General features: G+C 73.7%; 16 protein-coding genes. 7 read left to right on the plus strand and 9 right to left on the minus strand.

What is annotated here, in order from left to right; genetic code table 11:
* Window positions 1-158 precede the first annotated feature (158 nt).
* Together BJ969_RS13300 and BJ969_RS13305 are read right to left on the minus strand one after the other, a co-directional pair.
* A complete protein-coding gene (locus BJ969_RS13300) occupies window positions 159-1,949 on the minus strand; it encodes a glycosyl hydrolase family 28-related protein (RefSeq protein ID WP_221315810.1) in 1,791 nt (596 codons plus the stop codon).
* 217 nt (window positions 1,950-2,166) lie between these two features.
* The gene (locus BJ969_RS13305; protein ID WP_184479247.1) at window positions 2,167-2,949 is read right to left on the minus strand and encodes an exonuclease domain-containing protein; all 783 of its coding nucleotides are present in this window, start codon (window positions 2,947-2,949) and stop codon (window positions 2,167-2,169) included.
* A gap of 131 nt (window positions 2,950-3,080) precedes the next feature.
* Here BJ969_RS13305 and BJ969_RS13310 point away from each other — a divergent pair, with 131 nt between their 5' ends.
* Window positions 3,081-4,514 carry a carboxylesterase family protein gene (locus tag BJ969_RS13310; RefSeq protein WP_184479248.1) on the plus strand — a complete coding sequence of 478 codons (1,434 nt, stop codon included), beginning with the start codon at window positions 3,081-3,083 and terminating at the stop codon, window positions 4,512-4,514.
* A 46-nt stretch (window positions 4,515-4,560) separates the two neighbouring features.
* Here BJ969_RS13310 and BJ969_RS13315 read toward each other — a convergent pair whose 3' ends face one another.
* Together BJ969_RS13315 and BJ969_RS13320 are read right to left on the minus strand one after the other, a co-directional pair.
* Entirely contained in the window at window positions 4,561-5,295 is a 735-nt protein-coding gene (locus BJ969_RS13315) for an SDR family oxidoreductase (RefSeq protein WP_184479249.1), read from the minus strand.
* Complete coding sequence (locus BJ969_RS13320) at window positions 5,292-5,555, minus strand: Atu4866 domain-containing protein (protein ID WP_184479250.1); 264 nt, start codon at window positions 5,553-5,555, stop codon at window positions 5,292-5,294. Before BJ969_RS13320 ends, BJ969_RS13315 begins: the two co-directional genes overlap by 4 nt.
* Window positions 5,556-5,687: 132 nt before the next feature.
* Here BJ969_RS13320 and BJ969_RS13325 point away from each other — a divergent pair, with 132 nt between their 5' ends.
* Entirely contained in the window at window positions 5,688-6,515 is an 828-nt protein-coding gene (locus BJ969_RS13325; protein WP_184479251.1) for a helix-turn-helix transcriptional regulator, read from the plus strand.
* Window positions 6,516-6,522: 7 nt separating this feature from the next.
* Here the strand turns inward: BJ969_RS13325 and BJ969_RS13330 are convergent, their stop codons facing one another.
* On the minus strand, window positions 6,523-6,846 hold the full coding sequence (locus tag BJ969_RS13330) for a GNAT family N-acetyltransferase (protein ID WP_184479252.1): 324 nt from the start codon (window positions 6,844-6,846) through the stop codon (window positions 6,523-6,525).
* A gap of 134 nt (window positions 6,847-6,980) precedes the next feature.
* Here BJ969_RS13330 and BJ969_RS13335 point away from each other — a divergent pair, with 134 nt between their 5' ends.
* On the plus strand, window positions 6,981-7,454 hold the full coding sequence (locus BJ969_RS13335) for a GNAT family N-acetyltransferase (protein WP_221315811.1): 474 nt from the start codon (window positions 6,981-6,983) through the stop codon (window positions 7,452-7,454).
* Window positions 7,455-7,589: 135 nt separating this feature from the next.
* Window positions 7,590-8,171 (plus strand): isochorismatase family protein, encoded by a 582-nt coding sequence (locus BJ969_RS13340; protein ID WP_184479253.1) that lies wholly within the window; start codon window positions 7,590-7,592, stop codon window positions 8,169-8,171.
* Window positions 8,172-8,188: 17 nt separating this feature from the next.
* On the opposite strand, the gene BJ969_RS13345 is transcribed toward BJ969_RS13340, so the two are convergent.
* Entirely contained in the window at window positions 8,189-8,869 is a 681-nt protein-coding gene (locus tag BJ969_RS13345; protein ID WP_184479254.1) for a GntR family transcriptional regulator, read from the minus strand.
* 65 nt (window positions 8,870-8,934) lie between these two features.
* On the opposite strand from BJ969_RS13345, the gene BJ969_RS13350 reads away from it, so the two are divergent.
* The 3 genes from BJ969_RS13350 (at window position 8,935) to BJ969_RS13360 (ending at window position 10,763) form a co-directional block, all read left to right on the plus strand.
* Window positions 8,935-9,360 carry a VOC family protein gene (locus BJ969_RS13350; RefSeq protein WP_184479255.1) on the plus strand — a complete coding sequence of 142 codons (426 nt, stop codon included), beginning with the start codon at window positions 8,935-8,937 and terminating at the stop codon, window positions 9,358-9,360.
* Window positions 9,357-10,109, plus strand: a complete 753-nt coding sequence (locus BJ969_RS13355; RefSeq protein WP_184479256.1) for an SDR family oxidoreductase — start codon at window positions 9,357-9,359, stop codon at window positions 10,107-10,109. Before BJ969_RS13350 ends, BJ969_RS13355 begins: the two co-directional genes overlap by 4 nt.
* 129 nt (window positions 10,110-10,238) lie before the next feature.
* Window positions 10,239-10,763, plus strand: a complete 525-nt coding sequence (locus tag BJ969_RS13360; RefSeq protein WP_184479257.1) for a DnaJ family domain-containing protein — start codon at window positions 10,239-10,241, stop codon at window positions 10,761-10,763.
* Between the two features lie 9 nt (window positions 10,764-10,772).
* Here BJ969_RS13360 and BJ969_RS13365 read toward each other — a convergent pair whose 3' ends face one another.
* From BJ969_RS13365 to BJ969_RS13375, 3 genes are all read right to left on the minus strand, one after another.
* The gene (locus tag BJ969_RS13365; RefSeq protein ID WP_184479258.1) at window positions 10,773-11,969 is read right to left on the minus strand and encodes an amidohydrolase family protein; all 1,197 of its coding nucleotides are present in this window, start codon (window positions 11,967-11,969) and stop codon (window positions 10,773-10,775) included.
* Window positions 11,970-12,146: 177 nt separating this feature from the next.
* Complete coding sequence (locus BJ969_RS13370) at window positions 12,147-13,121, minus strand: phosphotransferase (protein ID WP_184479259.1); 975 nt, start codon at window positions 13,119-13,121, stop codon at window positions 12,147-12,149.
* Between the two features lie 70 nt (window positions 13,122-13,191).
* Entirely contained in the window at window positions 13,192-14,640 is a 1,449-nt protein-coding gene (locus BJ969_RS13375) for an amidase (RefSeq protein WP_184479260.1), read from the minus strand.
* Window positions 14,641-14,733: the final 93 nt, after the last annotated feature.

The raw sequence follows: 14,733 nt of genomic DNA on the forward strand, positions 1-14,733 counted from the left end.
GCGGTTCCGGCGCATCCGTGCTCACGGTCAGTGTCGGTGCGCGCCCACATCCCCGGTCCGCAGCCCGCCCGCGCAACGCACAGCAACCGCTCCCGTCGTCGCGGACCCGCCGGGAGCGAGGTCGCCGAGCGACCACCGGTGTCGAACCGGAGCGGGACCTAGCGGGGAGGCGGCCACGTGCCGCACGGCCAGGTGCCGTCCCAGCCGCTGTTGCCGGCGCCGAGGCGAACGTCGAACGCGCCCGCCTCCGGGCAGTTGTACACACCGGCCGCGCCCACCGACTCCGCGACGACGTCGCGCAACTCCGCCGAACCCGCCGTCTCGGCCTGCACGACCACGGTTCCCACTCCGCGCAGCTGCGCGCCGTCCACGGTGACGCCGCGGACCTCGTGGCCCTGTCCGCCGCCGGAGACGAACTCGAACACCCCGTACGGGCTGTCGACGGCCGTGGTGGCGGTGATCCGCACGTCGGCGTCGATCGGCGAGTCGAACGCGTCCACCCGCAACGCCCCCATCGGGTGCTGCCAGTTCGGGTTCATCGCACCCGTGCGCACCAGCTCGTTGCCCTCGACGGTGATCGTGCCCCGCAGCGGGAAGAACGGTTCCCCGAACGCCTGGTTCGAGATCGCGATCCCGCTGCCCAGCGCGTTGGTGTCGGCCACCAGGTTCTCGCGCACCACGAGGTCGGTGCCGCCGTAGAGCGCGATGCCGTTGGCCAGGTTCGGCGCCACCACCGTGTTCCCGGTGAACTCGCTGCCGCTGTTGGGCGCGTTGAGCGACCACATCGCCAGCGCGTCGTCACCGGTGTTGCGCAGGAAGTTGCCGCGCACCCGCACCCGGTTCGCCGACCCGTTGAGGTTGAGCCCGTCGGCGGTGGTGTCCAGGATCCGGTTGCCCTCGACCAGCAGGTCGTCGTTGACGCCGGTCAGCCACAACCCGACCTTCAAGTGCTGCAACCACAACCCGCTGACCTCCGACCCGGCGCCGAGGCTGCCGGTGACGAAGTTGTCCGGCGCGTCGTCGACGCGGTCGGTGACCTCGCCGATCACCGCGAAGTCCCGCAGCCGGACGCCGCCGACCGCCTCGGTCTGGTCGATCAGGTGCGAGCTCAGCAGCACCGACCGCCACGGCCCGGCACCGGTGATCGCGACCTGGTCCACCGGCAGCGGCGAGTCGACGCGGAACCGGCCCTCCGGCACCCACACCTCGCCGCCCGCGGCCTTGGCCTGCTCGATGGCGGCGGTGAACGCCTGCGCCGAATCCGCGGCACCCGTGGGATCGGCGCCGGCGTCGAGCACCGACACCGCGCCCTCCGGTGCCGGCGGGGCGGGCGCGACCTGCTCGAAGTCGGCGACGTCGACGGTGTACGACGACACCGACTCCGGTTCCAGCCGCACCACGTCCCCGGCGTGCACGTCCCGGCCCAGCAGCAGCCTCGCGTGGTCGAACAGGTGGTGGGTCTCGGAGCCGACGATGCCGGGGGTGTCGAGGTAGGAGTACTCGCTGGTGACCTCCAGCGCGTGCTCCAGCCGCTGCCCGTTGACCGACACCGCCACCGAACCGCTCGTCCCGTCGGGCACGTTGCCCGACACCGTGACCGCGTTCGCGTCCGCGCCGACGGTGAACTCCACGTATTGACCGGGCCCGTGCAAGGTCACCGCGCGCCGCCCCGACGCCTCCGAGGCGAGGCTGCCCTGGGTGAGGTCGGGGCCGATCGCGGTGCCGTTGGTGGCGGCGTCCTCGGCCTCCATCGACACGAACGGCGTCTGCGCGCCCGCGCGCGGCGCCGCCGCGGCCGGGGTGGTCGGCGCCGGTCGCGGCGCGGCGGACGGTTTCGCGGGAACGGTGAACGCGACGGTGCCGGCGACGACGATCGTCGCCGCGGCCACCGCGGTGCAGCGGCACCACAACGGATCGCGAGCGGGGGAGGGCAAGTCGGGGCTTCGCACAGCACTTCCTTCACGTCGGAGCGGGCGGGGCCGGGCGGCGAAATGCCGCTCACCAGCCTGAAAGCGCTCACACGGTAGGGCCGGGCCGGCCCCGCGCCACCCCGATGGCAAGATCACGACAGGCCGGGCTGCTCCACGCGCAGCAGTACCCCCCGCACGGCCCGCCGCCGTCCGCCGCAGGTGCCGCCGACCCGCCCGCACCCACTTGGCGGCACGGTCACGCCGGCGCGTGGTGCACGACGTCGGCGCCCATCGCAACCGGCCAGTGCTCGGCGCGCGACCGCACCTCCGCCGCCCGCGACCGCAGCCCGTCGGCCTCGGCGTCGTCGGCGGCGCGCCCGGCCTGGCGTTCCAGGAATCCGGCGAAGTCGTGCTGCTGATCGCGGTGCCAGCCCGTCTGGTCCTCGTGCAGCAGCGCCAGCGGACGGGTGCCGACCTCGGCCGGGTAGGTCTTGGCCAACCGCCACGCCAGCCGCGCGCACGCCAGCGCGTCGGCGGCCGAGTCGTGCGCGGCGTCGAGGCGCACCCGGTAGTGCTCGCACAACGCGCCCAAGGTGCGCTTGCCCTTGCGGTAGCGGTCCAGGCGCTTGTCCAGGCACCGCGGATCCACCACCGGCCCGGTCAGCGCCAGTTCGCGGCCGTGGTGGCGCCGCAGCTCGCTGGTCAGCAGCGACAGGTCGAACGGCGCGTTGAACACGCACAGCGGGGCCGACGCGTTCCACGCCGAGGTGAGCGCCTCGGTGATCTCGGCGGTCACCTCCGCGGCGTCGCGGCCGTGCTCGCGGGCGTGCTCGGTGCTGATCCCGTGGACCTCGGCGGCCTCGGCGGGGATCTCCACTCCGGGATCGGCCAGCCACGTGCGCACCTGCGGCGCCGCACCCGGCTGGATCGAGATCAAGGTGCCGGTGACGATGCGGTCGGTCTCGGTGTCGGTGCCGGTGGTTTCCAGGTCGAAGGCCAGCAGCGGCCCATCGGCCCAGGACGACGCGGAGTTGCTCATGATCGAACCGTATCGAGATCCACCGACGCGTCCACCCGCCGCGCCAGGCGGCGCCCGATCGGTGCGGTTCCCGGGCCGCTCGTGGCTAGAGTCGATCGTGCACCCGGCGCACCGCGAAGGAGATACGCATCGTGACCGACCCGCTCGCCACCACCACGTCCGGACGGGTCCGCGGTCGTCACCGCGGCGGGATCGCGCGGTTCGACGCCGTGCCCTACGCGGCCGCGCCCGTCGGGGACCTGCGCTTCGCCGCACCGCGCCCGGCACCTGCCTGGGACGGGGTGCGCGACGCCACGAATCCGGGGCCGATCGCGCCGCAAGCGGTCGGTGCCGACCTGCCCGACCTCGACACCGCAGTACTGCGCGGACCGGACTGGGACGGCGGGCAGGACTACCTGACCGTCGACGTCAGCACCCCCGACCCCGGCGGTGGAGGGCTGCCGGTGCTGGTGTTCGTGCACGGCGGCGCGTTCGTCAGCGGCACCGGGTCGGCGCCCCTCTACGACGGCACCTCCTTCGCGCGTTCCGGGGCGGTGCTGGTGACCGTCAACTACCGGCTCGGCGCGGAAGGGTTCGCGCCCATCGGGGTGACCAACGCGGGCCTGCGCGACCAGCTCGCCGCGCTGCGCTGGGTGCGGGACAACGCCGCCGCGTTCGGCGGCGACCCCGGCAACGTCACCGTCTTCGGCCAGTCCTCCGGGGCGATGAGCATCGCCGACCTGCTCGGGTCCCCGCTGTCGGCGGGCCTGGTGGACCGGGCGATCGTGCAGAGCGGGCACACCGGCATGACCCGCGTCCCCGCGGCGGGCCGGCGCCTGACCGACGCGCTCGCGACCGCGCTGTCGATCCCCGCCACCGTCGACGCGTTCCGCGGCGTCGCCCCCGAGCGGCTGCTGGCCGCCCAGACGGCGCTGTCGGCACCCGGCCAAGGCCCCGACCTGCGCGATGAGCACGGCCACGACCCGAGCTTCGGGCTCAGCGCCTTCCTGCCCGTGCACGGCGACGACGTGCTGCCGGTCCCGCCCGGCGAGGCGATCGCCGCGGGCGGTGCGAGCGGGGTGGACCTGCTGGTGAGCACCTGCCGCGACGAGATGTCGCTGTACCTGGCCCCGACGGGCGCCGTCGACGCCCTCACCGACGAGCAGGCCGTGGCCACGCTCGCCGCGTCCCACCCGGACCCGGCCGAGGCCCTCAAGCCTTACGGGCTGGGGGAGCGGCCCGCGGGCACGGTCCTCACCGAAGCGCTCACCGACCTGGTGTTCCGGCTGCCCGCGCGGGAATTCGCGGCGAGCCACCGCGATGCGGGTGGGCGCACCCACGTCGCGGAGTTCACGTGGCGCTCGCTCCGGTTCGACGGCCGCCTCGGCGCGTGCCACGGACTGGAACTGCCGTTCGTGTTCCACAACCTCGACGTCGCCACCGGCCCGCGCGGCCTGCTCGGCGAGGCGCCGGACGTGGAGCTCGCCGACGTGCTGCACCGGGCGTGGGTGTCGTTCGCGGCCACCGGCGATCCCGGCTGGCCGGATCACCACGACGACCACGTGTTCCTCGCCGGACCCGCCTGAGCGCGCTCGCCCCTGGTGCCGGAGGCCGGCACCAGGGGCGGAGCCGCTACTGGGCGCTGGCCGCGGGGCGCACCACGATCTCGTTGACGTCGACCTCCGCGGGCCGGGTCACGGCGAACGCGATGGCGTCGGCGATCGCCTCCGCCGGGATCGCCACCGCCCGGTAGGCCTTCATGTCCTCGCGGGCGCGCGGATCGGAGAGGGACTCGGCGAGCTCGGATTCGGTGACGCCGGGGGAGACGACGGTGACCCTGACGTCACCCGACGATTCCTGGCGCAGCCCCTCGGACACCGCGCGCACGGCGAACTTCGTGGCGCTGTAGACCGCGGAGGTCGGCACCACCTCGTAGGCGCCGACCGAGGCGACGTTGACGAACTGCCCGCCGCCCTGGGTGCGCATGATCGGCAGCGCGGCGGCGATGCCGTGCAGCACGCCGCGCAGGTTGACGTCGATCATCCGATCCCATTCGTCGATGCGGAGCTCGTGCAACGGCGACAGCGGCATCACCCCCGCGTTGTTGACCACCACGTCCACCCGGCCGTAGCTGTCCCGTGCCGCGGCTGCGAACGCCCGCACGTCGGCGGCGTCGGTGACGTCGAGCCGCCGGAACGCCGCCGTGCCACCGGAGGCGGTGATCTGCGCGGTCAGCGCTTCGAGCCGGTCGGTGCGCCGGGCCCCGAGGAACACGTGGTGCCCGTCGGCGGCGAGGCGCCGCGCGGTGGCCTCGCCGATGCCGCTGCTCGCGCCGGTGACCGCGACGACCTTCGGTGCCCCCGTCATGCCCGCTCCTCCCGGTGCAGCACGAGGTGCTCGTGGTGGAGCACGCCGTCGCGGAGGTCGCCGGTGGCGGTGAACCCGGTGTCGTCGACGTAGTCGAGGTGGTTCCCGGTCACGGTGTAGCGGCCGGTGTAGGCGCTGCGCCGCGCCCCGCGCGCCTCGTCGTAACGCCCGTCGGCGCGCAATTCCTGCCGGATGTGGCCGTCGGCGGTGACCCAGGTGCCCACCACGTCGGCGTTCGGCTGATCTGCCGTTGTGCTCATCGTTTCGTCCTCGATCGCTGTGACTGCGTCGAGTTCGAGCTTCGGCGACCGGCGCCGCACCCGGCAGGACTCGCTGTGACGGGGTGCGCCGCACCCACCCTGCGCTGGCGGCGCCGACCTAGGCTGAGGGACATGAGCAGTGGTGAGCTGGGCGCTTTCCTGCGGGCCCGCCGCGCACAGCGGTCCCCTGATGACGCGGGCGTGCTGCACGCCGGGCGGCGCAAGGTCACCGGCCTGCGCCGCGAAGAGGTCGCGGTGCTCGCCGGGGTCAACGCCGACTACTACGCGCGGCTGGAGCAGGGCCGCGAAACCCACCCGTCGGCCCAGGTCTGCGACGCGCTGTGCCGCGCGCTGGACCTCGACGCCGACGCCCGCGACCACCTGCACCGGCTCGCCGGAACCGCCCCGGCGGGCACTCCCGACCCGGCACCGACGACCGTGAGCCCGCAGCTGCGGCAACTCATGGACGCCTCCCCGCACACCCCGGCGCTCGTGCTGGACCGGACGCTGGACGTGCTGGCCACCAACGCGCTCGCCGATGCCCTGTTCTCCCCGTTCGAGCGCGTCGACAACCTCGCGCGGATGACCTTCCTCGATCCCGCCGGGCGCCGCTTCTACGCGCGGTGGGACTGGACCGCGCAAGTCGTCGTGGCCAACCTGCGGATCGCGGAGGGCTACGCGGACCCGGCGCTACCGGACCTGGTCGCCGAGCTCAGCGCCGCCAGCGAACGGTTCCGCGCCCTGTGGGGGTCGCATTCGGTGCGCGGCAAAACCGGGGACCCCAAGCACCTGCACCACCCCGACGTCGGCCCGCTCACGCTGACCTACCAGGCGTTCGACGTGCGCAGCGCCCCCGGCCAGCAGCTGATCCTCTACCACGCGGAACCCGGCACCCCCAGCGCGCAGGCGTTGGCGCTGCTCACCAGCCTCCACGCGCCGACCCGCGAGCCGCACCGGTGAGCTCGGGTCAGGAGGACCTCGGCGGGACGAGCCGGTCGCCGTCGTCGACGAGGTCCTGGTACTGCGGGTGCTTGCCGATGTAGGCGGCGGTGTACTCGCACAGCGGCGTGACCAGCGCCCCCTCGGCGCGCACCGCGTCGAGCGCCCCGGCGGTGAGCCGCCCCGCCCAGCCCTGGCCCTGGTGGGCGTCGTCGACCTCGGTGTGGGTGATCACCACCCGCCCCGGGCTCCGCCGGTACTCGGCGAATCCGGCGAGCACGCCGTCGACGGTGATCTCGAAGCGGCTGCGGTCGGGCCGGTCGGTGACCCGCGCTGCGGACTGATCGCTCATCCCGCCCTTCTACCAGCACCCGCCCCGCACCGGAAGATCTCCGCCTCCGGTGAACGGCGAGGCCCGGAGTTCTCGCCGGGAGCGAGGCGCGCCGCAACGATCTGGGTAGGGGCGCCCGGCGCTACGACCCGCCCGTGCCCGGAGCAGCGGAGTGGCTCCTCGCCACGTCGATCATGACGGCGCGGCTCCGGCTCGAACTGCTGCGGGTGGAGCACGCGCGCGAAGCCGCGCCGGTCTTCGACGACGTGCGGCCGCACGAGTGGATCGGGGGCACGCCGTGCACGCCCGCCGAGCTGGCGGCCCGGTACCGGCGGCAAGCGGTCGGCTCGTCCTCGGACGGCACGCGGGGCTGGTTGAACCGGATGCTGCGGCGACGATCGGACGGGCGGCTGCTCGGCACCGTCCAGGCCACCCTGTCCCGGCCGCCCCGAGGGATCACCGCGGAGCTCGCCCGGGTCGTCGGACATGATCACCAGGGTGACGGCTACGGGCGTGAGGGCGCGCGAGCGATGGTGGAGTGGCTGGGCGCGCACGGCGTCGTCGAGCTCACCGCGCACGTTCATCCGCGAAACGAAGCGTCGAACGCCATCCGCGGGCGGTGGGGTTGAACGCGACGAATACGGTCTCCGATGGCGAAGTCCGCTGGCGGTCGGCCGGCGCCTCGCCGATGATCCACCGGCCGACCGCGGCGGGTGCTCGAGGTTCGGGCCGGTGCACGACGATCACATCCCTGGAGGAACCCCATGCCCGTCAGCACGATCGATCCGCGCGCGGCGCTGGTGCTCGTCGACCTGCAGAGCGGCATCACCGGCGCGCCCGGCACGCCCCGCTCCACCGATGAGGTCGTGACCCGCTCGGCGGAACTGGCCGAGGCGTTCCGCGGCCACGGCCTCCTGGTCGTGCTCGTGCGGGTCAGCTTCGCCGCCGACGGTGCCGACGCCGCACCGGGCCGCACCGACGCCCCCGGACGCTCCGGGACGCCGCCCGAAGGGTGGGACGTGATCGTCGACGAACTCGCCGGGCACCCCGAGGACGTCGTCGTGACCAAGCGCAACTGGGGCGCGTTCCACGGCACCGACCTCGACGTGCAGCTGCGGCGGCGCGGCATCACCCAGGTCGTGCTCGGCGGCATCGCCACCAGCCTCGGCGTGGAATCCACCGCCCGCGCCGCCCACGAGCACGGCTACCACGTCACCCTCGCCACCGACGCCATGACCGACCTCGACGCCGACGCGCACCGCAACAGCATCGAGCGGATCTTCCCGCGCCTCGGCGAGAGCGGCACCACCGCGCAGATCCTGGACGTGCTCGCCGACACCCGCTGACGCGCCGGGGGAGGGGATCACCGCTGCGCGAGGGCGGCGATGAGGCTGCGGCCCGCGTCGCGCACGTGGTCCTCGGCGGCCTGCTCCAACGAGTCGTGCCCGGCGCGCAGCAACCGCACCAGCTCGCGGTGCTCGGCGACGACGATCTCGCGGTACTGCTCGTCGCCGAGCCGCACGCGGGTGAGCTGGAACAGGTAGATCTGCGACCGGATCGCCTGCCACGCCGCCAGCAACCGCTGATTGCCCGCCAAGCGGTAGATCCGGTCGTGGAAGTCGATGTCCAGCGCCAGCAGGCGTCCCACCTCGGCGCCCGCGGTGAGTTCGGCGGCGATGACGTCGACCTGGGCGTCGAGTTCGGCGCAGTCGTCGGCGGTGGCGCGGCCCGAGGCCGAGCGCACCGCGAGCCGTTCCAGCGCGGCCCGCAACGCGTAGACCTCCTCGGCGTCGGCCGCGGTGACCTCGATGACCTTGGTGCCGCGGTGCCAGCCGCTGCGCACCAGCCCTTCCCGGGCCAGCACCGCGAGCCCTTCGCGCACCGCGCCCCGGCTGATGTCCAGCGATGACGCCAGCTCCACCTCGCGCAGCGGGTCGCCCGGCGCGACCACTCCGGCGAAGATCGCCTCCCGGACGCGGTCGGCGGCCTCGTCGGCCAGGCCGCGGCGCTGCGCGGTGCGGATCGAACCCAACGACGATTCCATGTTCGAATGTTGACATCAGGACATGGTCGGGTCAAGGTGGCGGTAGTCCAGCGAACGGAGTCGCCATGACCTCGACCCGCCCCGCCTTCCACCTCGCCATCCCGGTCGACGACCTCGACCGCGCCCGCGCCTTCTACGGCGACGTCCTCGGCCTCGACCGAGGACGCAGCGCGGACGCGTGGGTGGATTGGAACTTCCACGGGCACCAGCTCGTCACCCACGTCGTCGACGGCCACCGCGGCGCCACCGGGCACAACCCCGTCGACGGCCACGACGTACCGGTCCCGCACTTCGGGCTGCTGCTGGCCACCGAGGACTTCCACGTGCTCGCCGACCGGCTGCGCGCCGCGGGCACCGAGTTCGTCATCGAGCCCTACCTGCGCTTCGCCGGGCAACCGGGCGAGCAGTGGACGATGTTCCTGCTCGACCCCGCGGGCAACGCGCTGGAGTTCAAGGCGTTCCGCGACGAAGCGCAGGTGTTCGCCCGGTGAGCCGCGGCGTCCTGGTCACCGGGGCCTCCCGCGGCATCGGCCGCGCCATCGCCACCGCGTTCGCCACCGCAGGCGACCGCGTCGCCGTGCACTGCTCCTCCCGCCCCGACGACGCCGCCCGCACCGTGCGGGAGCTGCCCGGGACCGGGCACGTGCTGCTGCGCGCCGACATCGCCGACCCCGGCCAGGTCCAACGGCTCGTCGCCGACGCCGTCACCGGGCTCGGCGCGCTCGACGTCCTGGTCAACAACGCGGCCGTGATGACCCCGCACCCGCCGGCCACCACCTCCTACGCCGACTGGCAGGACGCGTGGCGCTCCACCGTCGAGGTGAACCTGCTGGGCGCGGCGAACCTGAGCCACCAGGTCGCCGCGCACCTCATCGGGCGGGGCGCCGAAGGCCGCATCGTCAACGTCGGCTCGCGCGGCGCCTTCCGCGGCGAACCCGACCACCCGGCCTACGCCGCGAGCAAGGCCGCCCTGCACGCGCTCGGCCAATCCCTGGCGGTCGCATTGGGCCCGCACGGTATCGGCGTCGCTTCCGTCGCACCGGGGTTCGTCGACACCGAGCGCGTCACCGACCGGCTCGCCGGGCGGCAAGGCGAGGACATCCGCGCCCAGAGCCCGTTCCGCCGCGTCGCCGCACCCGAGGAGGTCGCCTCCGCCGTGGTCTACCTCGCGTCCCCGGAGGCGACCTGGTCCTCCGGCGCCGTGCTCGACGTCAACGGAGCGTCCTACCTGCGCACCTGATTCACCACGGCCGTGGTGCCTCGCGGCGCCGTGGCGCGGGCCGCGCGCCCGGTATCCTCGGCCGTGGCCGCCGAACCCGGCCGGGGCGGCGAGCGCGACGGAATCCCGCAGCGTCGGCAGGAGCCAGCCATGACCGAACGCAAACCGCTCGGCATGACCTTCGAGTCGTGGATCGACCGCCAGATCCGGGTGGCGCAGGAACGCGGCGACTTCAACGACCTCGAAGGCACCGGGAAACCGCTGCCCGGCGCCGGGCAACCGCACGACGAGCTGTGGTGGGTCAAGGGCTACGTCGAACGCGAAGGCCTCTCCCGCGAAGCGCTGCTACCGACTCCGCTGCAACTGCGCAAGGAGATCGAGCGGCTGCCGGAGACCGCGCGCGAACTACCCACCGAACAGGCCGTCCGCGACGTCGCCGACGACCTCAACCGCCGCATCGTCGCCTGGCTGCGCACCCCGTCCGGGCCGCAAGTGCCCATCGCGACCGTGCGCGTCGACGACCTCGTCGCCCGCTGGCGCGACGACCGCGCCACCACCGGCCGAACGCCCACCCCGCCCGTCCAGAACCGGCCCGTCGAGCGCGACGGGCGGTGGCGGCGGTTCACCCGCTACCTGCGCGGCACCACCCGCTTCCCGGCTCGCACCCGCCCCTGAGCGCCCTGGTCAGTCGACGACGGCTCCTCGCGCCAGCACCAGGCACACGTCGGCGAGCGCGCCGAGATCGGCACGCGGATCGCCGTGCACGACCAGCACATCGGCGTCCCGGCCCGCCGCCAGCCGCCCCGTGACCTCGCCGAGGCCGAGCGCGGCGGCACTGGAGACCGTCGCCATCTCCAGGATGCGCCCCGGCGCGAACCCGAGGTGCGCGTAGAGCTCCAGAGCCCCGGCCAGGTCGTCGAACGGGCTGCCGGGAAGTCCCGCGTCGGTGCCGGTGATGAGGTCGACGCCCCGCTCGGCCATCCACGGGAGCCGCCCGTAGACCTGCTCGGCCACCTCAGGCGGCAACTTCTCGATGATCGTGCGCCAGTTCCGCGACGACGCCGCGCACGCGCGCACACCCCGGGCGGCCATCTCGGCGGCGGTCGCGGGATCACGCCGCACGCTGCGCTGACCCGTCATCCAGGAGCAGTGCTCGATGGTGCGCGCACCCGCGGCCACGGCGTCCCGGATCGCCTCGGTGCCGTGGGCGTGCGCGGCGACCGGCAACCCCAGCCGCTCCGCCTCCGCCACCAGGACCCGCAGCTGATCGCGGTCGAACTGGGAGGTCCAGCTCGGCGGGGAGTGCGGCGTGATCTGCCCGCCGGAGGCCATCACCTTGATCATGTCGACGCCGAGTTCCGCGTTGCGCCGCACCTGATCGCGGATGCCGCGGTCGGAGCCGGCGGCCGCGCCGAGGAACCAGCAGTGCCCACCGGGAACCGTCAGCGGCGGCCCGGTCGCCACGATGCGCGGGCCGCGCGCGGCACCGGCGGTGATGTCGTCGCGCACCCGCGCGGCCAGCCCACCGCGATCACCGCAGTCCCGCAGCGTCGTCACGCCCGAGCGCAATGCCGCCAGCGCGCGCCGCCCCATCGCGTGGCGCAACGACTCGTCCGACGCCGTGCGCACGGTTTCCACCAGCGCCGCCGCATCGGCCGAGGTCTCGTCGAACGCGAGGTGCACGTGCGCGTTGACCAGCCCCGGTAGCACGGTCGCGCCGTCGAAGTGCTGCCGTCCCGTCCCTTCCGGGGCCAGCGCCAGCACTTCCCGGCACGGCCCGACCGCCACGACACGGGTGCCGTCGACGAGCACCGCACCGTCCTCGACGCACTCGCCTTCGGGGCCGGGCAACACCCGGTCCGCCGTGATCAGTCGCAGCACGCTCCGCCTCCCAGCACCGTCGCGGCCGATCCGCGAAGCACCCCGGCACCGGCAAGATCCACCGGGCGCGCGCGAAGAGGAACATCGCGGTGACGCAATTCGATCGGCCGCTGATCACCGGACCTTACCGATCACGGGTGGCTCGCCCGGCCGGATTCGTTCACACCGGGGAACCGCTCAACCGCGGGGTGAACCGGTCAGCAGCTCGTCGAGGCCACCGGCGAAGGGCGTCGCGCGCCAGTGCTCGACGGCCGGACCCACCGCGTCCGCGAGCATCGGCAACTGCGGCGCGAGCGCCAGGCACGACACGGCCCGCAGCATGCCCACCGCGTTGACGAACCGCAGCACCCGCTCGTCCAGCCCGCGCAACCCACGTCGCCGCGCCTCCTTCTCGTAGACGGCTTCGCCCTCCGGGCCGAACGACGCCAGATCCCACTCGACCGGGCCGAGCGTGGCCAGCTCGAAATCGGAGAACAGCTCACCGCCCGACGTGGGCACGATGTTGACCGCCGGAGCGTCCCCGTGGATCACCTGCAACTCCACGCCGGGGAACACCGCCTCGAACTCCGGCCGCGAGCCGACCACCGGCCCCAGGACCTCCCACTCGCGGCGAGCGCGGTCGAGATCCACCGCCGTGATCAACTCCGGGTAGGCGGCGAGGTCGGCCAGCGCGTCGGTGACCATCCTCGGATCCGCCGCCGACAGGAACGGCAGCTCACCCGGATAGTCGCGCAACGCCGCGTGCAGCTCGGCGGTCGAGCCGCACCGGCGCGCGTAATCGGGCTCGGCGTCGTGATCGACCTCGACGAACTCCCAGAACGTCATCGAGAACCCGTCGCGCAGCACCGGTTCCCGCGCCACCAGCGGACTCGGCGGGATCACCGGGACGCCCTGCTCGGCCAGCCACGCCGCCACGTCCAGCTCGACCCGCTGCTGCGCGGACTGCTGCTCGGCGTCCACGTGGCGCGGCAGCACGGTGGGGACCCGCACGACCACCGGGGACGGCGCGAGGTGCACGACCACGGAGAACACGTCGTGCAGCACCGTCGCCGCACTCACGTCCCATCCCAGGTCGCGCCCCGCTGCCACTGCGGCGGCGCGAGCCCGTGCCGTGCGCTCGGCGAGCTGATCGGAGGTCATCAAAGCGGACATGCCGGTGATGGTGGCACCCGCGGCTGCCGCACCGCGACGCATTTTCACCTCGATCGTCGGCGGGTGAGCCCTACGGCGCCTGGAAACCGCCGATCACCTGCTCCAGCAGATCGGCCAGCCGCAGCGGGGTGCGATCCTCGAACATCGGACCGATCAGCTGCACGCCCACCGGCAGCCCCTCGGGAGACCGGCCCGCCGGCACGGCCGTGGCGGGCAGTCCGGGCATCGTGGCCACCCCCGCCCAGACGAGCTGGTCGAAGTACGGGTGCTCGACGCCGTCGACGTCGATGCGGCGCGCCAGCGGATCCGGGGCGTGGTCGTGCGGGAACGCGGGAGTCGGCGTGATCGGGCACACCACGGCGTCGAACTCGCAGAACAGCCGCCGCCAGCCGAGGCGGTGCAGCTCGCGGCGGTCGTTGACCTGGAGCCAGTCGCGGTGGCTCAGCACCATCCCGCGCAGCCGAGCCGCCTCCAGGCTCTGATCGTCCGCGCTGAGCCCGGCGGCACGGGACCGCAGCCGCTCGTAGTCGTCGACGGGGAAGTGCGCGACGGACCCCGAGAACTGCAGCTGCGTGTAGAGGATCGCGGCTTCGGCCGGATCGGGAAGCAGCTCGCTGCGCCGTTCGACGCGGCAGCCACCGTCGGCCAGCGCGTCGGCCACCCGCTCCACGCCCGCTCGCACCGCCGCCCCGGTCGGCATGAACGGGTGCTCGTCGAGGACGAGGACCCGGAAGTCGCCGAGCTGCTCGTGGCGCGCGGGCGGCAGCCGCACGTGGTGCGCCTTGCCGAGCGTCAGCGGGTCCGGCCCGGCCATGACGTCGAGCAGCAGTTCCAGGTCGCGGGCGGTGCGCGCCATCGGGCCGACGACGGCCAGGTCGAGGTCGACCGGCAAGGGCGGCGCCGTCGGCGCGACCATGCCGCGGGTCGCCGCCAGCCCGACGGTCGGCTTGTGCGCGTAGACGCCGCAGAAGTGCGCGGGGGTGCGCAACGAACCGGCGAGGTCGGAACCGAGGGACAGCGCGCCGAATCCCGACGCCAAGGCCGCCGCCGATCCGCCGGAGGACCCACCCGGGGTGCGGGCGTGGTCCCACGGATTGCGAGTGGTGCCGTAGATCTCGTTGAAGGTCTGGATGTCCTGCAGTCCCAGGGGCACGTTGGTCTTGCCGAGCACCACCGCTCCGGCGGCCTTGATCCGCGACACCTGCACCGCGTCCTCGGCCGGCACGTGGTCCCGGTGTGGCGGCATTCCCCAGGTCGTGGGCATTCCGGCGACGTCGTAGGACTCCTTGACCGTCATCGGAACACCGAGCAGCGGCCGGTCCTCGCCGCGGGCACGCGCCCGGTCGGCCCGGTGCGCGGCGGCGCGCGCCCCGTCGAAGTCCGGCACGCAGATCGCGTTGATCACCTCGTCGTCCCGCTCGATGCGGGAGATGGCCTCCTCGGTCAGCTCCGCCGAGCTCACTTCACCGGCGCGCAACGCGGCCAGGACCGCTTCGGCCGACTGCTGGTTCCACTCCATGGATCCGAAGCTAGCGGCCTTGCGCGAAGGGCACGAAATCCCGCGTTGCACAAGGAAAAACGCAGGTCGGGAGGCAGGCGTGCCACCAGGGCG

It is taken from the genome of Saccharopolyspora gloriosae, from assembly GCF_014203325.1.
GTDB classification, from domain to species: Bacteria; Actinomycetota; Actinomycetes; order Mycobacteriales; family Pseudonocardiaceae; genus Saccharopolyspora_C; species Saccharopolyspora_C gloriosae.